The 23932-nt window shown below is 35.8% G+C and carries 19 protein-coding genes; 9 read left to right on the plus strand and 10 right to left on the minus strand.

Annotated features, from left to right (window positions below; genetic code table 11):
* The first annotated feature begins 52 nt into the window (after positions 1-52).
* The 5 genes from ACU1LP_RS10000 (at position 53) to ppnP (ending at position 6248) form a co-directional block, all read left to right on the plus strand.
* Positions 53-1255, plus strand: coding sequence for a porin (locus ACU1LP_RS10000; protein WP_445735027.1), 1203 nt, complete (start codon positions 53-55; stop codon positions 1253-1255).
* A 69-nt stretch (positions 1256-1324) separates the two neighbouring features.
* Positions 1325-3652 carry an inorganic phosphate transporter gene (locus ACU1LP_RS10005; RefSeq protein WP_445736190.1) on the plus strand — a complete coding sequence of 776 codons (2328 nt, stop codon included), beginning with the start codon at positions 1325-1327 and terminating at the stop codon, positions 3650-3652.
* 174 nt (positions 3653-3826) lie between these two features.
* Positions 3827-3988, plus strand: a complete 162-nt coding sequence (locus ACU1LP_RS10010; RefSeq protein ID WP_445736191.1) for a hypothetical protein — start codon at positions 3827-3829, stop codon at positions 3986-3988.
* Between the two features lie 4 nt (positions 3989-3992).
* Entirely contained in the window at positions 3993-5780 is a 1788-nt protein-coding gene (locus tag ACU1LP_RS10015) for an SWIM zinc finger family protein (RefSeq protein WP_445733758.1), read from the plus strand.
* A gap of 186 nt (positions 5781-5966) precedes the next feature.
* Positions 5967-6248 (plus strand): pyrimidine/purine nucleoside phosphorylase, encoded by a 282-nt coding sequence (ppnP, locus tag ACU1LP_RS10020; protein ID WP_445733757.1) that lies wholly within the window; start codon positions 5967-5969, stop codon positions 6246-6248.
* 402 nt (positions 6249-6650) lie between these two features.
* Here the strand turns inward: ppnP and ACU1LP_RS10025 are convergent, their stop codons facing one another.
* From ACU1LP_RS10025 to ACU1LP_RS10035, 3 genes are all read right to left on the minus strand, one after another.
* Entirely contained in the window at positions 6651-9137 is a 2487-nt protein-coding gene (locus ACU1LP_RS10025) for a ribonucleoside-diphosphate reductase subunit alpha (protein ID WP_445736192.1), read from the minus strand.
* 293 nt (positions 9138-9430) lie between these two features.
* Complete coding sequence (locus tag ACU1LP_RS10030) at positions 9431-10411, minus strand: ribonucleotide-diphosphate reductase subunit beta (RefSeq protein ID WP_445733755.1); 981 nt, start codon at positions 10409-10411, stop codon at positions 9431-9433.
* 288 nt (positions 10412-10699) lie between these two features.
* Positions 10700-11263 (minus strand): DUF3109 family protein, encoded by a 564-nt coding sequence (locus ACU1LP_RS10035; RefSeq protein ID WP_445733754.1) that lies wholly within the window; start codon positions 11261-11263, stop codon positions 10700-10702.
* Positions 11264-11372: 109 nt separating this feature from the next.
* Between ACU1LP_RS10035 and ACU1LP_RS10040 the strand changes: the two genes are divergently transcribed.
* From ACU1LP_RS10040 to ACU1LP_RS10050, 3 genes are read left to right on the plus strand one after another with little or no spacing between them, the layout of a single operon-like run.
* Positions 11373-11960: a MarC family protein gene (locus tag ACU1LP_RS10040; protein ID WP_445733753.1), complete on the plus strand. Its 588-nt coding sequence runs from the start codon at positions 11373-11375 to the stop codon at positions 11958-11960.
* Positions 11961-11973: 13 nt separating this feature from the next.
* Complete coding sequence (locus ACU1LP_RS10045; protein WP_445733752.1) at positions 11974-12177, plus strand: hypothetical protein; 204 nt, start codon at positions 11974-11976, stop codon at positions 12175-12177.
* Positions 12177-12782, plus strand: a complete 606-nt coding sequence (locus ACU1LP_RS10050; protein WP_445733751.1) for an FAD-dependent oxidoreductase — start codon at positions 12177-12179, stop codon at positions 12780-12782. Before ACU1LP_RS10045 ends, ACU1LP_RS10050 begins: the two co-directional genes overlap by 1 nt.
* A gap of 439 nt (positions 12783-13221) precedes the next feature.
* Here the strand turns inward: ACU1LP_RS10050 and ACU1LP_RS10055 are convergent, their stop codons facing one another.
* The 3 genes from ACU1LP_RS10055 to ACU1LP_RS10065 form a co-directional block, all read right to left on the minus strand.
* The gene (locus ACU1LP_RS10055; protein ID WP_445733750.1) at positions 13222-14811 is read right to left on the minus strand and encodes a S41 family peptidase; all 1590 of its coding nucleotides are present in this window, start codon (positions 14809-14811) and stop codon (positions 13222-13224) included.
* Positions 14811-15245: a deoxycytidylate deaminase gene (locus tag ACU1LP_RS10060; RefSeq protein WP_445733749.1), complete on the minus strand. Its 435-nt coding sequence runs from the start codon at positions 15243-15245 to the stop codon at positions 14811-14813. The genes ACU1LP_RS10055 and ACU1LP_RS10060 overlap by 1 nt, the downstream gene beginning before the upstream one ends.
* Positions 15246-15623: 378 nt before the next feature.
* Positions 15624-16097 (minus strand): regulatory protein RecX, encoded by a 474-nt coding sequence (locus tag ACU1LP_RS10065; protein ID WP_445736193.1) that lies wholly within the window; start codon positions 16095-16097, stop codon positions 15624-15626.
* Between the two features lie 100 nt (positions 16098-16197).
* Between ACU1LP_RS10065 and ACU1LP_RS10070 the strand changes: the two genes are divergently transcribed.
* Positions 16198-18666 (plus strand): T9SS type A sorting domain-containing protein, encoded by a 2469-nt coding sequence (locus tag ACU1LP_RS10070; protein ID WP_445736194.1) that lies wholly within the window; start codon positions 16198-16200, stop codon positions 18664-18666.
* Between the two features lie 1133 nt (positions 18667-19799).
* Here the strand turns inward: ACU1LP_RS10070 and ACU1LP_RS10075 are convergent.
* The 4 genes from ACU1LP_RS10075 to sufD form a co-directional block, all read right to left on the minus strand.
* Entirely contained in the window at positions 19800-21014 is a 1215-nt protein-coding gene (locus ACU1LP_RS10075; RefSeq protein WP_445733685.1) for an aminotransferase class V-fold PLP-dependent enzyme, read from the minus strand.
* Positions 21015-21055: 41 nt separating this feature from the next.
* Positions 21056-21613, minus strand: coding sequence for a protein adenylyltransferase Fic (gene fic / locus ACU1LP_RS10080; protein WP_445733684.1), 558 nt, complete (start codon positions 21611-21613; stop codon positions 21056-21058).
* 469 nt (positions 21614-22082) lie between these two features.
* Positions 22083-22322 (minus strand): hypothetical protein, encoded by a 240-nt coding sequence (locus ACU1LP_RS10085; RefSeq protein WP_445733683.1) that lies wholly within the window; start codon positions 22320-22322, stop codon positions 22083-22085.
* A 186-nt stretch (positions 22323-22508) separates the two neighbouring features.
* On the minus strand, positions 22509-23822 hold the full coding sequence (gene sufD, locus ACU1LP_RS10090) for a Fe-S cluster assembly protein SufD (protein WP_445733682.1): 1314 nt from the start codon (positions 23820-23822) through the stop codon (positions 22509-22511).
* Between the last annotated feature and the right edge of the window lie 110 nt (positions 23823-23932).

Consider the following 23932-nt stretch of genomic DNA (forward strand, 5'->3'; position numbering starts at 1 on the left):
TGGCTTAACATTGGTTTTGGTTCTTTGCAGTGACAAAAACTAATACTGCATAATGAAATTTAAAATGATGGTGGCAATGCTCCTATTTGCCTTAACAACTGTAAAAGCACAAGAATACAACGCGCCAAAATTCGGCAAAGGCTTATTTAATCTTGTTGGAAAAGACAGTTCCTGGACCATGAAAATAGGCTTAAGAGCCCAATTTCTGGCAACATCTACTTGGGAAGACGGTGCTTCTAATGAAACTAGCTTTTTAATTAGACGTTCGCGTTTAAAGTTTGATGGGTATGCTTACAGTCCAAAATTAAAATACAAAATTGAGTTGGGCTTATCCAATAGCGACCTATCGGGAGCTTCCCAATTTACAAGCAATGCCCCTAGATATATTTTAGATGCGGTGTTAATGTGGAATTTTGCGCCAAACTTGGAATTTTGGTTCGGACAAACAAAACTTCCAGGTAATAGAGAGCGGGTGGTGTCTTCATCAAATCTACAAATGGTAGATCGATCTTTATTGAACAGCGTATTTACCATCGATAGAGACATGGGCATGCAATTAAGGCATCATTTTGATCTTACCAATAAATTTGTTGTTAAAGAAATAGTTTCTTTGGCGCAAGGCGAAGGCAGAAATGTAACCACGGGCAATCTAGGCGGCTACCAATATACCACACGATTGGAATTATTCCCTTTTGGAGATTTTGAAGATCATGGCGATTATTCAGGTGGTGATTTAAGTAGAGAAGAAACCCCCAAACTGTCATTGGCAGCTGCTTACGATTTCAATAACAATGCCGTTAAAAATAGAAGCAACCAAGGCTCTTATATGGCCAATGATAGCGGTTTTTATGAAACTAACACCAGTACCCTTTTTGTAGATGCCATGTTTAAATATAACGGATTCTCATTTATGGCTGAATATGCTGATAGAAGTGCAGAAGATCCTTATGCAAAAAACGCTGATGGTTCTCCTTTGTTAAAAGACGGCAACCAGGTGGTTGTTGAAGTAGGCGAGGGCTTTAATTTACAAACCGGATATCTATTTAAATCCAATTGGGAAGTTTCCGGTCGTTATACCAGCATCATGTTAGATAAAAACATAACCGGTAAAAATCCTGAAAACCAATATACCCTTGGTGTTTCAAAATATATTGTTGGCCATCATTTAAAAATCCAATCAGATATAAGTCATTTACAAATTAAAAACGACAACGATGAGTTGATGTTTAGATTGCAGTGTGAATTGAGCTTCTAAAATATAACAATTACGTAACTTAGCTTTATAGAATACATAAGATATTTGCAAACTTATTTTATTTAAATTATGGAAAACATATACCTCTATATGATTATCGCTCTAGCCATATTAGCAATCGCCGATTTGGTAGTGGGAGTAAGTAATGACGCAGTAAACTTCTTAAATTCTGCCATTGGCTCTAGAGCCATTTCATTTAAAACCATCATGATTGTTGCCAGTTTTGGAATCGCTATCGGCGCTTTATTTTCCAGTGGCATGATGGAAGTTGCCCGTAATGGCATTTTCAACCCTGGTGAATTTATGTTCAGTGAAATCATGATCATTTTCATGGCGGTCATGATAACTGATATCCTGTTATTGGATTTTTTCAACACTTTTGGTATGCCTACTTCTACAACGGTTTCCATAGTATTTGAATTGCTTGGTGCATCTGTTGCCATTGCTTTAATCAAAATAGGCCATAACAACGGAAGTTTTAGCGATGTGGTCAATTATATAAACACCTCAAAAGCCACCGAAATTGTTTCCAGTATATTGCTCTCTGTACTGCTGTCTTTTACACTTGGTGCTTTTGTTCAATGGGTTTCAAGACTGTTGCTTTCTTATAATTTTGAAAAGAAAGCAAAATGGGTAGGGGCTTTGTTTGGAGGCATTGCCATTACATCCATTGTCTATTTCATATTTATGAAAGGGATAGGGGGCACTAACTTTGCAAAACAATCCTATGAAATTACAGGCGGCGAAACCATCAAGGATTTTTTACAGCACCAAGCGCTCGCCATTTTGGCCATTAGCTTAGTAATTTGGTTTTTAATATCCTATGCCCTAATGCATTTTTTAAAAACCAATATTTATAAATTAGTAATCCTTATTGGTACGTTTTCGTTGGCATTGGCATTTGCCGGAAATGATTTGGTAAACTTTATTGGGCCATCTATAGGCGCCTACCAATCTTATTTGGATTTTATGAATCCTGAAATTAACACTTTAGGATTAGCGGCCAACGAATTTTCCATGCATAGTTTGGGAGCTAAAGCATCAACCCCTACGCTGTTATTGCTTGTTGCTGGATTGGTAATGGTTTTAACGCTTTGGTTTTCTGCAAAAGCCAAAAACGTGGTAAAAACATCCATAGATTTATCTAGTCAGGAAGATACAAAAGAACGCTTTCAGCCTAACTTTCTTTCCCGTGGATTTGTACGGTTCGCCATGTTATCATCTCAAATGACCGCTTATGTATTGCCAAATTCTTGGCAAGCTAAAATTGACAAACAATTTGAAAAACCGGTAATCATATTAAAAAAAGATAAAACGTACCAACTCCCTGCTTTTGATTTGGTTAGAGCTGCTGTAAACTTAATGGTTGCTGCCGTATTGATTTCTGTTGCTACTTCCATGAAATTGCCATTATCTACAACCTACGTAACCTTTATGGTTGCCATGGGAACCTCATTGGCAGATAGAGCATGGGGCGCAGAAAGTGCAGTGTATCGAGTTGCAGGGGTGTTAAATGTTATTGGCGGTTGGTTTTTTACCGCCTTCAGCGCCTTTTTTACGGCCGCTTTGGTAGCTTACTTATTAAACTTGAACGTAAATATCATGTTCCCTTTATTATTGGTAACAGCTTTTGCCTTAATCATAAAAAGCTCTATTTCCTATAACAAAAAATCAAAAGAAGTTAAGGCGGAAGATAGTTTAACGAAAGCCGAAAGCAGCTCCATCCAAGGTGTTATTCACGAAAGTGCAACAAACATCACAAATGTTGTGAAGCGTGGCAATAAAATTTATACCAATGCTATAAATGGGTTAGCAAAACAAGATTTAACACTATTGAAGAAGAATAAAAAACAAATTGTTAAGCTATCGGATGAAGTTGATGAATTACGGGATAATATTTTCTATTTCATTAAAAATTTAGATGAATCCAGTTTGGGAGCCAGTAACTTTTATATCCATATTTTAGGATATCTCCAAGATATGACCCAATCTTTGGAATATATTACCAAAGTGAGCTATAAACACGTTCATAACAACCATAAGAAATTAAAATTCAATCAAATTAAAGAATTAAAAGAGGTTGATGAACGCTTTGAAACCTTTTTTACCAATACACAAAATGCTTTTAATTCCAGGTCTTTTGAACAAATTGGGATTATTTTAGGAAGGAAACAAGAAATTTTAGGGTTGGTAACTTCTAAGATCCAAAAGCAAGTGGAGCGTACCCGTAACGAAGAATCGAGCCCTAAAAACACCACCTTATATTTTAGTTTGTTGCTAGAGACCAAGGATTTATTAAATGCTACCATGAATCTTTTAGAGGAGTATTATAATGCGCATGATGGTTCCGTTAAACCAGCAACTGTTATTCAGCCAAATATCGATTCTGAAGAATAGAAGAATAACGGAAACGTTTATAATCATTACAAAAGCCATCTCGATTAGAGGTGGCTTTTGTGTTTTTATAAATACGTTTTATATGAATCATCTCAACCTTACTTATTGAACTCATTTAAAAAAATAGTGTAAATTTGAATTGAAAAATGAAACTTGAAATGGGTTCAATAAAACATGCACCAAAGCCCTTTGTACATAGTATTACCGTTAGCAATAGCACAGCATTTAGCAGCCTATTGTTTGGATAGCAAATGGATGGATGCCACTACATTGTTCCTATCGTTTTTTTATACGCCAAGCCTTATGGTTTTAGCGGGCAAAAACTTAAAAAAGTAAATTTATGAGTATTTCAACTAGTGAAAACAACAACAATTCCTTTCCGCCATTTACAAGAAACGACATTGAAAATATGGCCACCGATAGCAGCTTTGAAAAAGGCGAAGATATATTTGTTGCCCAAGGTGTTCAAGAGCTTGTAAAAACAAAAAACCGTTTCGATGCAGTGGTTTACGGCTCGCAAAAATATGCTGTTTATTTAATTAACGAGGCCGGAGAATTGCATTTTAACTGTAATTGCCCTTATGGCCATGAAGGGATTTGCAAACATCTTATTGCGTTTGCACTTACAATAATAGATGGAAATTACAAAGAGGCTGGGCAGGACATAACGCCTACACTTTCTGAAAACGAGTTTAAAAGCAGATATTCAAAAATTCCGTCTAAAAAGAAACTCCTGTTTTTAAAACAATTATTGGATAGAGACCATGATCTACGACAACAGTTCATGGCATTTTCTGATGATAAAACGGAAAAACCGGACACTATTATTGGCGAAAAAATAGAAGATGTAAAATTTGGAATTAACGCCAAATTATCGAATATAGATCTTGACAATTTGTGTTACGATTATGATAATTACAATCACGATTATGGGTATAGGGATTATTGGGAAGTTGAATACGATGCCGCTATTGATGAAATTAAACGGGAAATGGATCCTTATATCAGTTCTATCACTGATTATATCAAAAAAGGAAATTTATTGGATGCGATTCGCATACTTTTAGGATTATACGAAGGTGTGCAAAACCTGCCGGATTTAGATAACGATAATTGTATTTTTGATGGTGAATACAACAATGAAGTACAAGCAATTCTCAATGTGTATATGTGTGATATTTCTAAAGCAATCAGTAATATTGTAGCATCGGATAAAGCAGTGTTGGAAATTATAACACTCATTTTTGAACGAATCTCATTTTATAACAATCAGAATCTATCCGAAGGAAAAGAGGAAATAAATTACAGTATCAAAGAATTTGAATTGCTGTTCCAAACGTTGGTCATTAACAATGGAATCGCCCATTTTTTGTACCAAAAAATACAAGAAAATAAGTTAGAATCATTGGCAGCAGCCTATATTTTGTTAAACATTGCAAAAGTAGCTGACAATGAAAAATTATGGAAAGAAACTGCTGAAACCTATGCGGGTTTAGATGCTAAAATAGCAAAGCAATTGTTAGAAAAATATGATTCAAAAAATGCGGTTTCAGATTTTAATCGAATCGCTAAAATGGCTTTTAACAATTGGGCAGATGAATTTGATAAATACTTAGTTGATCATTTAGACAAAGAAAAGCAAGAAGATTTATTTGTAAAAGCATTAAAAAATTATGTTTCAAAAAAACAGAATATCACACATTATCGTATTTTAAAATCCTATTTAACAAAAGAGGAAACGCTTGCTTATGTTGATAAATTTAAAGAAAGTTACCATGCGGTTTTTTATGTGCAACTTTTGGAAATAGAAAAGCGATTTGAAGAAATACGAACTTGTGTTATCAAAAACATAGACTCCTATGATATAGAAAACTTAATAAAGCCTATTTTAAATATTTATCCGGAAGATTGTTTTAATATCATTGTTAAAATCAATAATAAAGCGATGAACGGTTACGGCAAAAATAGAGGGACCTATCAAACCATGGTCAAAACTTTAACATTATTAAAAAACATCACTTCCAAAAAGAATGAAGCAGATGTGTTTTTTAGTAGCTTGTATAACCATAAACCCAATTTACCAGCATTAAAAGATGAAATGAGAAAGGCAAAATTAATGGACTTTTAATGAGTAAAAATGGGCTATATTTACATCTTTCAATATAGCCTCGGCACTCGTTGCAAACGAGCGCTAGCCTAATGGGCATTATTTTTCAGTCAATTTTTGGTATTACAGATATATTAAAAAATATATGGAAACCTGTTTATTAAAATTTTAGTTTTTTACTTTTGCCTAAAATAAAAACAACAGACAATGATTTCAGTAAACGAGTATTTTAATAGTAATGTAAAATCTTTAGGCTACACAACAGCAACAGGAAATTCTACTTTGGGCGTTATGAATCCTGGCACCTATGAATTTGGAACTTCTAAGCACGAAACCATGCGTGTTATAGAAGGCGAAATGACTGTTTTGCTACCAGAAAGCACCGAGTGGGTAACTTATAAAGCTGGAGAAGCTTATGAGATAGACGCCAATAAAAAATTTCAAGTGAAAGTATCTGTACAAACTTCTTATTTGTGCCAGTATAAATAAGTTGCAAAACATTTGGGGAAAAATGGAAAATATATTTAAAAAATTAAAACTAATTGATTCCTTGGTGTTTGAATGTGATATTGAACCAAAAGAATTTCTGAAAACGTTCGAACTTTGTATTCTTTACAAAGTTTTTTTATAAGACCGATATTTTTGTCGTTAATTTTCATATTTCAAAAATAATGAAATTTTCTTTCAAACTATCCCATTAAAACTCCTTTTTCCCAAATTTACTATCAATAAATTGCGATTTACAACGGTCTTTTTAATAGAAAAAATGCAAAAAAAAGACTGTCTTTTCAGACAACCTCTTTTTGTAATACTTAATGGGATAAATTATTTTAGACCTACAAGGTTTTCGAAACCTTGCAGGTCAATCAACATGGATAAATTAAGTAGAATCTAAGACCCACACATCAAGCAATCATCGCCTTGTCCTGCTTTAGATTGTGCAATAAGCACTTTCATTTCTTCGGCGCTCATAGGCTCAGTTTCTGGAGCGGGAGCTTGTTGTAACTTAGCAAACTTAACAGCGTTTTTTTCTGCGATGTGCATTTTCTGATCTGGGGCCACATCTTGGTTTACCACTAATACTTCCTCTGCAATAGTATCTTCTTTTTTTGTAGTTGCCAAAGTAAATTTAATAGCATCCACCGCACTTTTGGTTCTTAAATAATACATCCCAGTTTTTAAACCACTTTTCCAAGCGTAAAAGTGCATCGAGGTTAATTTTGCCATGGTAGCACCTTCTAAAAACAGATTTAATGATTGCGATTGATCAATAAAATACCCACGTTGGCGCGACATATCAATAATATCTTTCATACTTAGCTCCCAAACGGTTTTGTACAAGTCCTTGATATCTTGAGGGATAATATCTACTCCTTGCACCGAACCGTTTGCTCGCATAATTTCTTGCTTCAAGCCTTCATTCCATAAGCCTAACTCCACTAAATCTTCCAATAAGTGTTTGTTTACCACAATAAATTCCCCAGATAACACACGACGTGTGTAAATGTTGGACGTATAGGGTTCAAAACACTCATTGTTTCCTAAAATCTGGGAGGTTGAAGCTGTTGGCATTGGGGCTACCAAAAGCGAATTACGAACGCCGTGTTTTAAAACTTGTTTACGTAGTTTGTCCCATTCCCACATACCACTTAACTCTTCATCTTTCAAGCCCCAAAGGTTGTGTTGGAACTCCCCTTTACTTATTGGAGACCTTTTGTAGGATTGATATGGCCCATCTGCTTTTGCTTCTTCCATACTAGCGGTAACAGCGGCAAAATAAAGGGTCTCAAAAATATCTTGGTTTAATTGTTTTGCTTCGTCACTCGTAAAAGGCATCCGCAATTGGATAAACGTATCTGCCAATCCTTGAACGCCCAATCCAATAGGACGGTGGCGCATGTTGGAGTTTTTAGCTTCTGGTACTGGATAGTAATTTCTATCTATAACACGGTTTAAGTTTTTGGTAACGCGTTTAGTAATACGGAACAATTCTTTATGGTCGAATTCACCATTTTTAACAAACATGGGTAATGCAATAGATGCTAAATTACATACAGCAACTTCATCTGGAGAAGTGTACTCCATAATTTCCGTACATAAGTTAGACGAACGTATGGTTCCTAAATTTTGTTGGTTCGATTTACGGTTAGCCGCATCTTTATACAACATGTAAGGCGTTCCCGTTTCAATTTGGGACTCTAATATTTTCTCCCAAAGTTCACGCGCTTTAATCGTTTTACGTCCTTTTCCTGCTGCTTCGTACTTTAAATACAAGGCTTGAAAAGCGTCGCTATGCACTTCATCCAATCCTGGGCATTCGTTAGGACACATCAAGGTCCACGCCCCATCTTCTTCCACACGTTTCATAAATAAATCTGAAATCCACATCGCATAAAATAAATCACGAGCACGCATTTCTTCCTTACCATGGTTTTTCTTTAAATCCAGAAAATCGAAAATATCCGCATGCCACGTTTCAATATAAATAGCAAAACTACCTTTACGTTTTCCGCCACCTTGATCTACATAACGCGCCGTATCGTTAAACACTTGGAGCATGGGTACAATACCATTACTGGTGCCGTTTGTACCTGCAATATAGCTTCCTGTAGCACGGATATTATGTATAGCCAAACCTATACCACCAGCAGATTGCGATATTTTGGCAGTTTGTTTTAAGGTGTCGTAAATACCATCAATACTATCGTCTTTCATCGTTAATAAAAAACAAGACGACATTTGTGGTTTTGGAGTACCTGCGTTAAATAATGTTGGTGTAGCGTGTGTAAAATATTTTTTAGACATGAGCTCGTAAGTCTCAATAACCGATTCCAAATCGTCTAAATGAATCCCTACTGCCACACGCATGAGCATGTGTTGTGGGCGTTCCGCTATCTCGCCATTAAGTTTCAATAAGTACGAACGCTCCAATGTTTTAAATCCGAAATAATCATAACCAAAATCGCGATTGTAAATAATCGTAGAATCTAAAACATCTTTGTTTTTCATGATAACCTCGTAAACCTCATCGGCCAATAGCGGTGCATCCTTTCCTGTTCTTGGGTTTACGTAGGTGTACAAATCGTGCATAACCTCGCTAAAGGTTTTCTTTGTGTTTTTATGTAAGTTAGAAACCGAGATACGCGCCGCCAAACGTGCATAATCAGGGTGTGCCGTTGTCATGGTTGCAGCAATTTCTGCAGCAAGATTATCAAGTTCACTCGTGGTAACACCATCATATAACCCTTCGATAACACGCATGGTTACTTTTAATGGATCTACCAATTCGTTTAAACCATAACAAAGTTTACGCACTCTTGCTGTGATTTTGTCGAACATGATCTGTTCTTTTCTGCCGTCTCTTTTTACTACATACATAATTTTTACACGTTTTTAAATTTTCCTGATACACCTTCAGAAAAATGGTTAGTTATTTATTCCAGATATTGATTCTAATAACTAATTAGACTAATACCTAGTGATATATTTTATTTTTAGTATTGACCCCTCCGCCTATCGGCATACCGAAACAAATTCGGCACAGGCTCTCCCCTTGAAAAAAGGGGAGGAATTTCTTCCGCTTCGTCATTTCGGATTTATTTCTGCATAAGTTTTCCGCTTAAAAAAGGGAAGGACTTAATTCAAGGATTTTTTATAATGATTGCCCTTAATCAGAAATCAGCATCAAAAGTAAATTTGTCTTTTTCTTCTTCTTTATTAAGAACGCCAGCTTTTTGGTATTCAGACACCCGTTTCTCGAAGAAATTGGTTTTTCCTTGTAAAGAAATCATGTCCATAAAATCGAATGGATTTGCTGTGTTGTATTCTTTGTCGCAACCTAACTCGAACAATAATCTATCGGTTACAAACTCCAAATACTGCGACATCAATTTAGCATTCATACCAATTAAACTCGCTGGTAATGATTCTGTTATAAACTCACGTTCAATATCCAAGGCATCTATCAGTATGTCTCTAATTCTATCTTTAGGCACTTTATTTACCAAATGCTCATTGTGCAAGTGAACCGCAAAATCGCAATGCACACCTTCATCACGAGAAATTAACTCGTTTGAAAAGGTTAAACCTGGCATCAACCCTCTTTTCTTTAACCAGAAAATAGAACAAAACGCGCCTGAAAAGAAAATACCTTCAACGGCTGCAAAAGCAATTAAACGCTCTGCAAAACTTGGTGACTCAATCCATTTTAAAGCCCAATCCGCTTTTTTCTTAATAGCTGGAAAATTTTCTAAAGCATTAAATAACAAGTCTTTTTCTTTCTCGTCCTTAACATACGTATCAATTAAAAGCGAATAGGTTTCACTATGGATGTTTTCCATCATAATTTGAAATCCGTAAAAGAATTTCGCCTCACTATATTGTACTTCGCTTACAAAGTTTTCGGCTAAATTTTCATTGACAATGCCATCACTGGCAGCAAAAAACGCTAAAATGTGTTTAATGAAATAACGTTCGTCATCATTTAATTTATTTTTCCAGTCGGCAAGATCTTGATGCAAATCAATTTCTTCCGCGGTCCAAAAACTTGCCTCCGATTTTTTATACCATTCCCAAATATCATGATGTTCGATGGGGAAAATAACAAAACGATTTTTGTTTTCTTGTAAAATGGGTTCAATAGCTTGAGACATGGATGTTTTTGGTTTTAAAAAAGTTTGACGAAAAATTTTGTCGATTTGGGAACAACAAAGATTGGAAAATGATGTTAAAAATGAAAGGTATAGTTATAAACATTGTCAAGAAGTTTTTAACAATTAGAAAAAACACTTGACATTGGAAGTTTACAAATTAAAAATGTTAAATAATTGATAATCATTAATTTAACATTTTTAAAAATTTAAAAAGTTTACAGAAAAAATATAGATTTTGAGTTTTAAATCCCTTGTTTTAAAGGTGTTTTAGCGGGTTTCCTTAAGTTATTACAACTTGTTGGCAATGGTTTCCAATTCGCTGTACCAGTCTTCCCCAAATTTCCTGATCAAGGCTTCTTTCACAAATTTGTACACAGGAATTTGTAATGCTGCACCCAAAGTACAGGCATCATCGCAAATGTCCCATTTATGGTAATTCACTGCCGAAAACTCACTGTATTCCTGAACCCGCACGGGGTACAAATGACAAGATACCGGTTTTTTCCAAGTAATGGCACCTTGGTTATAGGCCTCTTCAATGGCGCACAAGGCTACTTTCTTTTTATCAAAAATAACATAGGCACAATCGGCATCATTGATTAAAGGGGTTTCAAGATCGCCATCTTCAGATGTTACATAAACACCTTGGGCCTCAATAGCAGCAATCCCTTCTTTGCGCAAAAACGGTTTCACTTTAGGGTAAATGGTTTTCAATATTTCAGCTTCTTCAGGGTCTAAAGGCGCACCGGCATCGCCATCAATACAGCAAGCCCCTTTACATGCCGATAGATTGCACATAAAATCCTTTTCTATAATAGCTTCTGAAACGATGGTTTTCCCTAATTGAAACATATATCTTGATTATTTCGTAGTGGGCAAAAATAGCTAAACTTTAGGGTTATATGATATAGATTTTCGCTTTAATCCGTTACTTTTGCAACAAAAAACAAAAAGCCTCATAATGCACCTTAATTTTAAAGAAATATTTACCGCTTTTATGGTATTGTTTGCCGTAGTTGATATTATTGGTAATATTCCCATCATCATAGATTTACGAAAAAAAGTAGGCCATATCAACAGTAGGAAAGCCTCTATTATTTCAGGTATCATTATGATTTCGTTTTTGTTTTTAGGAAATAGCATTTTAAATCTTATTGGTATTGACGTAAACTCGTTTGCGGTTGCGGGTTCGTTTATTTTGTTTTTTATTGCCTTGGAAATGATCTTGGGCATTACACTTTACAAGCATGAAGAACATACGGCAGACACCGCTTCGGTATTTCCATTGGCATTTCCACTTATTGCGGGTCCTGGCAGTTTAACAACACTACTATCTTTAAGAGCGGAATTTGAAACCAAAAGCATTATAATAGCCATTATATTAAATGTAATTGTTATTTTTATTGTATTGAAAACATCAAAAACCATAGAACGCTTTTTAGGGCCAAACGGCATCAGTATTGTTAGAAAGGTATTTGGTGTGGTATTGTTAGCTATTGCTGTTAAACTGTTTGCCCATAATATTAAAGCGTTGTTTGAACTCACTTAAATCTTTTACTGAAATGAAAATTTTAACCATAATAATCAGTGTCATTGCCTTAGGTCTTGCCATTTTTAATTTTACAAAAGTAAATTTTGATGCGCCTTTTGAAGGCGAAAGCATGATAGCTTTAATTACTATTCTAGCATCACTTTGTGTTATACTTATGATGTTTATTTTAAGGGTTTCCAAACGTATTGAACAAAAAGTAAAAGAACGCCGGTAATGTTTGATGCCTTAATTATTGGTGGAGGTGCCGCTGGTTTACAATGTGCTTTGGTATTGGGTTCAGCCCACGAAAAACCTTTTGCCAATAATAAACATATCGGTATTATAGTCCACCAAAAAACATCACATTTACAAACCGCCTTATTTAATAATGTACTGGGTTTAACTCCGGGAACTACTGGGGAATCTATTTTAAATAACGGTAAAATTCAATTAAAAACCTTATACCCACATGTTGAACAGATTGAGAATGAAAAGGTTTTAGCACTTTCTAAATCTGATGGTATTTTCAATATCAAAACCAACAAAAACACGCATCAAGCACGAATTTTGGTGGTAGCGGTGGGTTATACCAATTTAATGACCATAAAAGGTTTGGAAAAACATATAGAACCGCACCCAAGGGCAGCCATTGAAAAAGACCGCATTTGGTTAAAAAACACCAATCATCTCATTGAAGAAAACCTTTATGTTGCTGGTACTTTAGCGGGTTGGCGCAGTCAGTTTTCCATAGCTTCGGGAAGTGGCGCACAAGTTGCTACCGATATTTTAACGCTTTGGAATGATGGGAAACATGTGAAGGTGCATGATAAGGTTGAATAGGGGTTGGAAGAATTGGGATGCAAAATTTTGTTTCGCAAAGGCGCGAAGGCGTAAAGTTGTGCGATGATAAATACTTGTTCTAATTATTGGTAATGTACCCACTAATAAAACTCTCCTCCTTTTTTCAAGGAGGAGTGGATTTGGTTTCCCAGAAAGAAACCAAAGACGAGGTGGTTATATTTGAGTTTTACTTTTGTTGCTTATTCTGGACTTAATATGGATTCGTTGAGGTTTTAATGAGATTCATAAAAAAATTTCGCAAAGGCGAGGAAGCGCAAAGTTAAAAAATGTCAGTTCAAGTTATTTTTGTGTAGAAAAAAAGATTTATCAAGAATCGCTTTTTATAAGAACTACAACCAAAGTTGCCGTTGAATTTTAAAACTTAAAATTAAAATGAGTTCCAATTCATGGGATTCCCTCCTTCGAGGGAATGAAAAAATTACTTCCCCTTACTCAACGCAATAACCTCCTCAACCATAATATCGTGCTGGTTTAAAACCTCTTCCAAAGCGCCGTTTCCGTAAAGTTGGTCGGCTAAAGTGGCTTTTATATATTGCTTCACTTCATCGTGGTATGCCACAAATGTTATTTTAGATTCCGATCTTCTGTTCAAATAATCCTGAAATGCGTAAACCATGGCTTCACTTACTTCAAAAGCATCTACAAACTCCTGTCTTGAAATACCATCATAAAGCTTGCGGTCTTCATCCAACATTTCGAAAACAAAATATCCAATAAATCCACGACGCAGTAAATAGGTTAATGTTTCATTTTGCATGCCTTTATCAATGGGCACAAATACATCGGGGATAATGCCACCACCACCATATACAATTTTGCCTTTGGGCGTTCGGTATTTTAAGGAATCGGCAACCTTCATTTTATCAGGATCAATAAGTTCGCCGCTATCCATTCTTTCGGAATACTCGTCAAAATAATCTTTATGTCCTTTTTTGTAGGGGCGTTGAATGGATCGCCCTGTTGGGGTGTAGTACCTTGAAACCGTTAAGCGCACCGCACTTCCATCGCCCAAATCCATTTCGCGTTGCACCAAGCCTTTTCCGTAGGAGCGTCGCCCCACAATAGTTCCTTTATCGTTATCCTGTAAAGCACCTGCAACAATTTCGCTGGCCGAAGCCGAATTTTCGTTTATAAGAACAAACAGTTTGCCGTTTTCAAAATCGCCTTTACTGGTCGCATAGCTTTTTTCCACATTACCGCGCTTATTTTTAATAATCAAAATCAATTTGTCATCCTCTAAAAACTCATCTACAATTTGTTCCGCAATACCTAAAAAACCGCCTGGGTTGTCGCGCAAATCGAGCGCAATTTCGGTAGCACCCAAATCTAAAAGTTTGTCTAAACCTGTTTTGAATTCCCTATACGTACTTTCCGCAAACCGATTTATTTTAATATATCCCAATTTATCGGTCAACATATAAGCGGCATCCACACTTTTTAAGGGAATAGTGGAACGTTTTACAGTAAAATTGAGAAGCTTTGGCTCGCCTTTTCTAAATACTTTTAAATGGACTTTACTGCTTAAAGGGCCTTTTAGTTTTTTTAACAAATCGGTATCGTTAAGCCTATTACCAAAAAGCGTATCACCATCTGCCATAATAATGCGGTCGCCACCTTTAATACCAGCTTTGGCGCTGGGGCCACCTTCTAAAGCCCTAATGACCGCAATGGAATCCCGGTACGGATAAAAACTGACCCCAATGCCCACAAAATCGCCCTTCATGTTTTCGGCAACACTTTGCATTTCTTCTTTCGGGATGTAAACCGAATGGGGATCCAGATTTTCTAAAATACCGTTTACCGTAACATCTACAATGCTATCGGTATTTATATCGTCCACATAATCGTAATCAATGTAATCAATAAGCCTGTTAAGCTTATCTTTTTTGCTGTTTTTAGTAAATAATCTATCAGGCGAATCGCTAAAATTCAACTTCCCGCCAATAAAAATGCCCGCTGCAATGGCAACGCCTAAAATCAGGGGCAAATATTTCTTTTTATAGGGCATTATGCTTTTAAATCTTCAATTAATTTTAACTTGATTCCTGCTTTTTCCAAGAATTTCAATCCCGAATCGTCTTTGTAAGCCTCATGGTACACCACCTTTACAATACCTGCTTGATGGATTAACTTACTGCATTCCTTACAAGGCGACATGGTAATATAAAGGGTTGCACCTTTGCACGATTGGGTAGATGCCGCCACTTTTAAAATGGCATTCGCTTCGGCATGCAACACGTACCATTTGGTGTAGCCTTCATCATCTTCACAAAAATTTTCAAACCCCGATGGCGTGCCGTTGTATCCGTCCGAAATAATCATTCTATCCTTCACGATGAGCGCACCTACTTGCCTGCGCTTGCAATATGACAATTTCCCCCACTCTTGGGCAATCCGTAAATAGGCTTTATCGTATTTAAGCTGTTTTTTTTTATCTGGCATTAATTTTTTTTATAATTAGGGCGTTCCCCCTCATTTCATGTTTAAGTTTCAACCAACAAACTTATAGCAATTCGGGGTCGGGCTTTCCGCTATATCTTTTTAAAACGTCCTTGCAAGGACGAAGTACGAAGCAATCTGTTTAATTTTTCTTTAGCCAAACTAGTTACCCTTCCCGTTTTAAAAAGGATGTCGCTGCAATCCCTAACGCAAAACAATATAACGAATATACTTGGTTCGTATTTTAATTACAACGCAAGTTCGTTAAAGTTTTATGAAAGTTTGTAAAATAACACTACGTTTTGTTTGAAAACACCTTTGGCGTTTGCAACCACAAATCTACAGCAACCCAAATAACAGCGCACTTCCATAAACCATTGTTTATTTTATAAGTTCGTTCGCCTTATCGTACACCAAATGCGGTTCCCAACCACGGTATAAAAAGTAGTCCACAAACTTCTTTTTCTTTTTGTACTTATTGGGCTCTTTAAGTAAATTCGCTCTTTTTTCGGCTAAATCATTAAAATAGTCGATATACTCCACATCCGAAATCGTTGCAAGTGCCTGATTTATATTAACTTTGCCTATGTCCTTTTGCTTCATTTCAAAAGTCAATCGGCGTCGGCCCCAAGCCTTTATTCTGAACTTACCACTTACAAATGTTTTGGCAAAACGTTCTTCGTTTAGAAAATTATGCTGTAACAGATGTACCACAATTACATCTATCGCTTCGGGTATCATTCGCATATCCCTAAGCTTCTGCACAACTTCTTTATGGCAACGTTCTTGGTACGCACAATAATGCTCCAGTTTTTTGGTAGCTTCTTGTAGTGTATATGTTTTTTTGGTTTGCATGGCATGCCAAAAATAGCAATAGAAACAGTAACTAGATGTAAAAAAATATAAAAAACCAAATCTGCTTTAAAACGTAGGTATGGCATTAAAACCTAAAGGCATGGAAAAAAAATACTCTTATAAAATTACGCTCCTTTTTATTACGCTTTTTTGTGCTTTTAATTTTGGGTTTGGGCAAAGTATATTTAGTAATCCTATAACAGGAACAAATCCTAACACGAATAATCCTTATATAACTGGTCAAACTTTTAATCCTAATATTACAGTGTCTGGAATAGGTAGAGGCTCTGGAATTACTGGAACCAATGCAAATGATAGATATAATGCACAAAATTGGAACATACCCTCCTTTGACAATACCGATTACTTCGATTTTACTTTAACCCCAAATGCTGGTTATAAAATTGATTTTCTGAACTTTCAATATACATATAGAAGATCAGCCGGTGGCCCAACAAACATTGCAATAAGAAGTAGTATTGATACATTTAGTAATAATATAGTTTCATTTACGTCTGGAGCTCCTACGACAGATATTCCAGCATCCCTTGATTTATCTGCCCTCGCATATCAAAATATTACGTCTACTATAACTTTTAGAATTTATGGTTGGGGAGCAAGTGCTGGTACCGGAACTTTTAGTATTAATGATTTTACTTTTAATGGTTTTGTTTCCCCACTACCTCCATGTTTAACTTCAGTAACTTGGAATGGAACAACTTGGAGTGGCACACCTAGTTTAACAACTGCTGCTACTTTGCTTGTTGATTATGACACTGCTAATTTCGGCAGTTTTAGTGTTTGTCGTTTAACAGTTAATTATGGTGCTTCTTTAAATATTGCAGATTACACATTTGTTGAGGTTGAAAATGAATTAACTGTTGATTCTGGAAGCACTATAAATGTACAACCCTACGGTTCTTTTGTACAAAACAACGATGGTTCCATAAACAGTATTTCTGGTGATATTTTTGTGGACAAAATAACAGCTCCTATGGATGCGTGGTATGAATACACCTATTGGAGTTCGCCAGTTGTGGGAGCTACTATAGAGGTTGCTTTAGATCGTTCTCCAACGGATAGACGTTTTAAATATAATGGACAAAACTTTTTAGATAGATGCGCAGAAACATCCAACAACAATATTTTAGTATGTGATGATGGTTTTGGAAACACCCTTCAAGACGACATTGATGATGATAACAACGATTGGCAATGGATTGCTGGTAACACCATAATGCAACCAGGCATTGGTTATGCAACAACGCTTACAGATTTTGCATATAATACCGCTCCAGCAGAACCTAATGGTAAAACATTTAGATTTACTTTTGAAGGCCCTTTTAATAATGGGAAATATGAAGTTCCTATTTACAGAAATGATTTTGAAACAAATGATTATAATTGGAATTTTATAGGAAACCCATATCCTTCAGCAATTAGTGCCGATTTGTTTTTAGCGGCAAATAGTGGCATTGGTAGGGATGTAGAAGGTACTGCGTATGATGGAACTGATTATATAGATGGTGCCATCTTTTTATGGTCTCAAAAATCACCACCATTAAGTACAGCCAATGGTAATCAAGCCTTAAATTTTACTAATGACGATTATGCTATTATTAATGCGGTAGACCAAATTGCTGGAGGCGATGGGTTAAAACCCACTAGATATATTCCTTCCGGTCAAGGTTTTTTTGTGTCCATGTCTAATGGAGCTATATCCGTTTCAACGACTATCAATGCTGACAATCAAAGTATTGCACAAGGAACTGTTCTGTTCAATAACTCAATGCGAGTTTTAAACAATGGAACAGATAACAATAATGGACAGTTCTTTAAAAATGTCAATTCAAAAAAGAAAACAGCACCTGTAGCCAATAAACTATGGCTCAATTTAACCTCTGATAACGGGGTGTTCAATCAAATTCTGGTAGGCTATGTAAATGGTGCCACCAATGGAGATGATGGCATTGGTTATGATACTAACAAATATCCATCAAAAGGAGCAGCCCTATATTCAACCATAGAAGGTTCCAGCAAAAAATTTGCTATTCAAGGTAAAGCAGCAAACAGCATCCATCCAGATGAAATCATTAAACTTGGTTTTAAAACAACTATAAATGTGGCAACCTTGTACACCTTATCCATTGATCAATTACAAGGCGACTTTTTAACAGGCAACACCGTCTATTTAATAGACCACTTACTTAATAAAGTGCATGATTTGTCGGCTACCAATTACACGTTTACATCTGCTGTGGGCGAGTTTAACGACCGTTTTGAAATCGGGTTTAATGCACAAGCGTTATCTACCAATGATACGCTTTTAATCACTAACAGTCTTAAAATTGTAGAGCTTCAAGACGATTATGTGCAATTTAGTACCACGAATCAATTAAGCATTAAAGCGGTTTATATTTACGATTTATTGGGCAGACAACTGTACAGTTTTAAAGGCGAAAGCAAAACGGAAGTTTATAGGCTTTCCCATTTAAAAAACAGTATTTATCTAGCTAAAGTAGAATTATCCAACGGTACCATAGTAACTAAAAAAACGGTAAAAAAGTAACGTCTTTACGAGCTTTTTCATTAGAAAAAAAGCGAAGCAATCTTTTAAATTGAAACCAAATTAAAAAAAGCTCAATGTTTTACAGATTGCTTCTCCCGATAGTTATCGGGACGTTCCTCCTTCGCAATAACGGAAAACGATAAACAGATTGCTTTCTTTAAAAATATAGAGAGACTGTTTATTTAATCTTTAACTTTCCATATTATTATTTATAGTGTAATCCCTTGTTTTTTAAACATATAACAACAGGTTTCTATAAAATTTACTCTCTTTTACCAAATAGGACATGCCTCAAATTCAAAATCAAGCGTCTAGAGTCCTACAAACACCACTTTTCCCTTAATCGGTCATTCAACAAAAATATATACCATTAGGCAAGTTTTTTAGAATTAAACCCAAACATCCATGTATATTTGTTAAGTATTTGATAATCAGTTTTTTGAAATACATAAAATATAGATAAACTGTAAAGCATTGCAAAAAACATGGGTAAATAGAGACGCCATGTAAAAAACGTCGATAAAAGAGTATTAATTAAAATAATAACAATATGAAAGATTTTACACGAAAGTTCAAATTATTTATGAAAGAGTTAAAAGAGCAAGCAGTTGCTGCATCTTACGCAATACATAGATAATAAATTGAAAAAGGTTTCACCGCACCTAAAGCAGTGAAAAAGTAACATGCTTACTTGAAAATATTAAGGCGTCCTCTTTTAAAGTGGTCGCCTTTTTTTATGAACACATCTTGACTTTTTGTTTTTAACCGAAAATGAGTTGATCCCGAAGCGGGAGTTCAGATGGGACTATTTTTGAAATACATAGCATCGCTACGCATAAGAAAATGGACGAAATATGGGCGAATTTCAGCCATTCCTGCCTGCAGGTGTAATTCGCACGTCATCATTGGTATTTGCGACCAATTTTCGGTCATGCTCATTCCATGTGTGTATGTTATTTAGTTAGTGTCTGATAAAAATGCTGGATTAGAAGCGTAAACCATACATATTTAGTGTTTACGGTTTGTTCGTTATCAAGACCTCACAGGATTTTAACACAGTATCTGTGAGGTCTTGGTTATCCTTAAAGTTACGAGTAATTTATTTTGTTATGTACTTAGTTTAAACGCCAAGATTAAGACAACATCATTTTTGCCTTTTTAACACCAGCAACCAAAACGTCTATTTCTGCTTTTGTATTGTAAAAAGCAAAAGAGGCTCGAACCGTTCCTGGAATTTTATAATAATCCATAATAGGTTGCGCACAATGGTGACCGGTACGTACTGCAATACCCAATTTATCCAGAATAGTACCAACATCATACGGATGAATATCTTTTAAATTAAATGAAATAACCGAAGTTTTATGTTTTGAAGTACCATAAATTTTCAAGTCTTCTATTTCTAAAAGCTTTTCTGTGGCGTATTCCAAAAGTCCGTTTTCATATTTGGCAATCGCCTCGAAACCAATAGCGTTCATATAATCGATGGCTGCACCAAAAGCGATACCGCCACAGATGTTTGGGGTGCCTGCTTCAAACTTATGGGGCAAATCGGCATAGGTGGTTTTCTCGAAAGTCACTTCGGCAATCATTTCTCCACCACCTTGGTAAGGAGGGAGTTTTTTTAACCAGCTTTCTTTGCCGTAAAGCATGCCTTCGCCTGTGGGCCCGCACATTTTGTGGGCTGAAGCGACGTAAAAATCGACATCCAATGCTTGAACATTGGGTTTAATATGTGGGCAAGATTGTGCGCCATCAACTAAAACGGCGGCACCCACTTGGTGTGCTTTATCTATAATATGTTCAATTGGGTTTATGGTTCCCAACGCATTTGAAATATGATTTACAAACACTAATTTTGTATTTTTTGATAACAATTTATCAAATTCCGCCATTACCAATTCGCCTTCTTGGTTCATGGGAATGACTTTTAAAATAGCTTCGGTGCGTTCGCATAACATTTGCCAAGGCACAATATTGCTATGGTGCTCTAAAGCTGAAACAATGATTTCATCGCCTTTTTTTAATAGGGATGAAAAACCGTTCGCCACTAAATTAATGCCATGGGTTGTACCCGAAGTAAATATAATTTCGTGTGCAAATTTGGCGCTGAAATGGGTTTGTATTTTGTTTCGCGCTTGTTCGTATTTGTCGGTAGCTTCCTGACTTAAAGTATGCACACCACGATGGATGTTGGCGTTGTAATTTGAATAATAATCTACAATTACATCGATAACCTGTTGTGGGGTTTGTGAGGTGGCGGCATTATCAAAATACACCAAAGGTTTGCCATTTACTTTGCGAGAAAGTATGGGGAAGTCTTTTCGGATGGTTTCTACGTTGAACATGTTATAATTTTAGCTTTTTTTTGATGTTGTCTGCTGTTGCATTATTCATCATCGTCTTCTTTCTCGTATCCTTCATAATAATAGGATTGCTCTATGCCCTTAAAAATAATGTCTCGGTTGTTTATGTCATCGGTTAAATTGGCTGAAAGCAATACTCTTAGTTCCAAATCGTTAACGGGGCTTCTTTCCATGGCCTGCAAGTATCCTGTTTTATCTACGAACTGCCAGTTTACCATTTTTTTTAATTTTGTTTTCAATAGCATATCCAGCCATATCCGCATCGTTCTTCCGTTGCCCTCCATAAAAGGGTGGGCAATATTCATTTCTACATATTTGGCAATGATTTCCTCAAAAGTATTTTCGGGCATTTCTTCAATTTTCGCCAAAACTTCGTTTAGGTACAAAGCGTTTGCAAACCTAAAACCGCCTTTTGATATGTTTTTTATGCGTATATGTCCTGAAAAATCATACAATTTGTTAAACAGATAGCTATGTATTTGTTGCAAACCTTTGGTGGTGCCAATTTCAATTTTGTTAATAGCGCCTGTTTCAAACAAGCGATACGCATTTTCCAAACTTTTTTTGTCTATGTTTTTCATCTAAAAAAAATATAGCGGATAGTAGGCATTATCTAAATACGTCCATGGTTTGCCATTTACTTTGCGAGAAAGTATGGGGAAGTCTTTTCGGATGGTTTCTACGTTGAACATGTTATAATTTTAGCTTTTCGGGGTTCTGTCTGCTGCCCCAAACGGTAAGAATAAATAATTTTTCACTTGATACTTCATGTATTTATATTATTTATTTTTTATCGGTTACATGGTTCTTCCACATAATCATTCTCTTAATATCAAGAGTTAGTTATGGAAGTTTCATAAAAAATGAAATGGTCTTTAACAGTTTTTAATCAAATGTTTTTGTTTGAAGTTGGTCTTCCTATTGCTGGGTATTTTGAAATTATTTTAACGGACGCCCCAAAAAAGAATATTGAGTTTAATACTATATGATTTCTTTGATTCCAATAGTCAAAAATATCTTTTCTGTCTTGTTGTACTTTGGCAGACCAAATTATTTCTTTAACCATTTTTGAATGTCTTCGCTTGCTTCTTTATCTGTTAAATACCTTCCATTTTTAATATCTTCTCTACCTTTGGCGATGGCATTTTGTTCCTCTTCATTAAGTTGATACACATCATTTTCAGAACTTTCTTCTAAACTTAACAGTAGATTAATTTCTTCCAACAGCGCATTGCTTTTTGTTGTTTGAATTTTATCTATCAATTTCTTTTTTAATATTGCAATATCCATTTTCGCCAATTTTAACACTAAGATAATCTTTTTTTGTTGAATGCTAATGCATTCTAAAATGCCCTAGCCCCGATAGTAGCGGCATCCTTTTTTGCCATTAAAAGCAAAAAAGATATAGCGGATAGCGGGAAATGGCTTCAAATAAAAATTTTAGTCATTATCATGGGATTCTTGCCTGCGCAGGAATTATAAATCAAACCCCAAATTAACACCCAATTTGTTGGCGATAATTTTAGTAATGCGCTGTTTTATTTCCGGGATTTTAACCGAACTTAACACGTTATTACTAAAAGCGTACATTAAAAGTGCCTTGGCCTCTTTTTCTGGAATACCGCGCGAACGCATGTAAAACATGGCACTTTCGTCTAACTGCCCAATGGTGCAACCGTGGGAACATTTTACATCGTCGGCAAAAATTTCCAGTTGCGGTTTGGTGTTTATGGTGGCCTTATCGCTTATTAATATGTTGTTATTTGCTTGAAAGGCGTTGGTTTTTTGTGCTTCTTTGTTAACGATGATTTTACCGTTAAAAACGCCTGTTGAGTTTTCGCCAAAAATGCCTTTGTAATCTTGATGGCTTTCGCAATTTGGCTCGATATGGTGAACCAACGTGTTGTGGTCCACATGTTGATTATTACCAATAATGGTAATACCCTTGAGCGTAGATTCAATACGCTCGCCCGTTTGAAAGAAATTCAAATTGTTGCGCACTAATTTACCGCCAAACGCAAAAGTATGTACCGAAGCAACGCTTTCTTGCTTTTGTTTTATAAAGGTGTTATCTATAAGCGTGGCGTTTAAATGGTCGTTTTGGATTTTGTAATAATCGACAATGGCGCGTTTGTTGGTAAATACCTCGGTAACGCTATTTGTTAAAACAGGGTTATCGGTTAAACTTTGGTGGCGTTCGATGATCTGCACATGCGAGTTCTCATCCACCACAATTAAATTTCGGGGTTGCAACATGGTTGCCGCTTCGTTACCCGTTGAAAAAAACAGGATTTGAATGGGCTTTTGTACCAATTTGTTTTTTGGGATATGAATATAGGCGCCTTCGCTAGAAAACGCTGTGTTTAATGAAGGCAAGCTATCTTTTGTGGCTGTTTTATTAAAGTAGTTTTCAATGATCAATCGGTATTTGGGTTTTGTCAATGCCGAAGACATTAAGCAAATATCCATACCATCATGTGTGGTTTGCGATAGGTGCGACGAATATTTCCCGTCGATAAACACAATTTTATAAGTATCAATATCGTGAATGAAATATTTTTTTACTTCATTATATTCGATGCTATTTTCCTGATTGGGAAAAACACTGTAATCTTCCTTTAAAACACTGTTTAAAGAGGTGTATTTCCAAGCCTCTTCCTTTTTGGTGGGGAAGCCTTTTTCCTCAAATATTTTGATAGCTTCGTTTCTAACGTTATGAATATACGTGTCTGTATCGACTTCGTTCTCGAATGCTAAGAAGGATGCTGTTAATTTTTCTTTTAAATCCATGTTTTTTAGTTTTCAGTCACAGTCTCAGTTTTCAGTAAGTGAATAGTGAGAAATAAACTGTTTTACTTTTTTTTAACTTTTGAGTATTCAGATTTGAGTAAGCAACTGCA

This window comes from Mariniflexile sp., from assembly GCF_052728615.1.

Bases quoted from the DNA above. Each gene is read 5' to 3' on its own strand.
- ACU1LP_RS10040 (WP_445733753.1), top strand. From the start codon at position 11,373: ATGCACCTTAATTTTAAAGAAATATTTACCGCTTTTATGGTATTGTTT.
- sufD (WP_445733682.1), bottom strand. From the start codon at position 23,822: ATGGATTTAAAAGAAAAATTAACAGCATCCTTCTTAGCATTCGAGAAC.
- ACU1LP_RS10030 (WP_445733755.1), bottom strand. From the start codon at position 10,411: ATGTCTCAAGCTATTGAACCCATTTTACAAGAAAACAAAAATCGTTTT.
- ACU1LP_RS10015 (WP_445733758.1), top strand. From the start codon at position 3,993: ATGAGTATTTCAACTAGTGAAAACAACAACAATTCCTTTCCGCCATTT.
- ACU1LP_RS10055 (WP_445733750.1), bottom strand. From the start codon at position 14,811: ATGCCCTATAAAAAGAAATATTTGCCCCTGATTTTAGGCGTTGCCATT.
- ppnP (WP_445733757.1), top strand. From the start codon at position 5,967: ATGATTTCAGTAAACGAGTATTTTAATAGTAATGTAAAATCTTTAGGC.
- ACU1LP_RS10010 (WP_445736191.1), top strand. From the start codon at position 3,827: ATGCACCAAAGCCCTTTGTACATAGTATTACCGTTAGCAATAGCACAG.
- ACU1LP_RS10025 (WP_445736192.1), bottom strand. From the start codon at position 9,137: ATGTATGTAGTAAAAAGAGACGGCAGAAAAGAACAGATCATGTTCGAC.
- fic (WP_445733684.1), bottom strand. From the start codon at position 21,613: ATGAAAAACATAGACAAAAAAAGTTTGGAAAATGCGTATCGCTTGTTT.
- ACU1LP_RS10085 (WP_445733683.1), bottom strand. From the start codon at position 22,322: ATGGATATTGCAATATTAAAAAAGAAATTGATAGATAAAATTCAAACA.
- ACU1LP_RS10005 (WP_445736190.1), top strand. From the start codon at position 1,325: ATGGAAAACATATACCTCTATATGATTATCGCTCTAGCCATATTAGCA.
- ACU1LP_RS10035 (WP_445733754.1), bottom strand. From the start codon at position 11,263: ATGTTTCAATTAGGGAAAACCATCGTTTCAGAAGCTATTATAGAAAAG.
- ACU1LP_RS10075 (WP_445733685.1), bottom strand. From the start codon at position 21,014: ATGTTCAACGTAGAAACCATCCGAAAAGACTTCCCCATACTTTCTCGC.
- ACU1LP_RS10050 (WP_445733751.1), top strand. From the start codon at position 12,177: ATGTTTGATGCCTTAATTATTGGTGGAGGTGCCGCTGGTTTACAATGT.
- ACU1LP_RS10000 (WP_445735027.1), top strand. From the start codon at position 53: ATGAAATTTAAAATGATGGTGGCAATGCTCCTATTTGCCTTAACAACT.
- ACU1LP_RS10045 (WP_445733752.1), top strand. From the start codon at position 11,974: ATGAAAATTTTAACCATAATAATCAGTGTCATTGCCTTAGGTCTTGCC.
- ACU1LP_RS10065 (WP_445736193.1), bottom strand. From the start codon at position 16,097: ATGCAAACCAAAAAAACATATACACTACAAGAAGCTACCAAAAAACTG.
- ACU1LP_RS10070 (WP_445736194.1), top strand. From the start codon at position 16,198: ATGGAAAAAAAATACTCTTATAAAATTACGCTCCTTTTTATTACGCTT.
- ACU1LP_RS10060 (WP_445733749.1), bottom strand. From the start codon at position 15,245: ATGCCAGATAAAAAAAAACAGCTTAAATACGATAAAGCCTATTTACGG.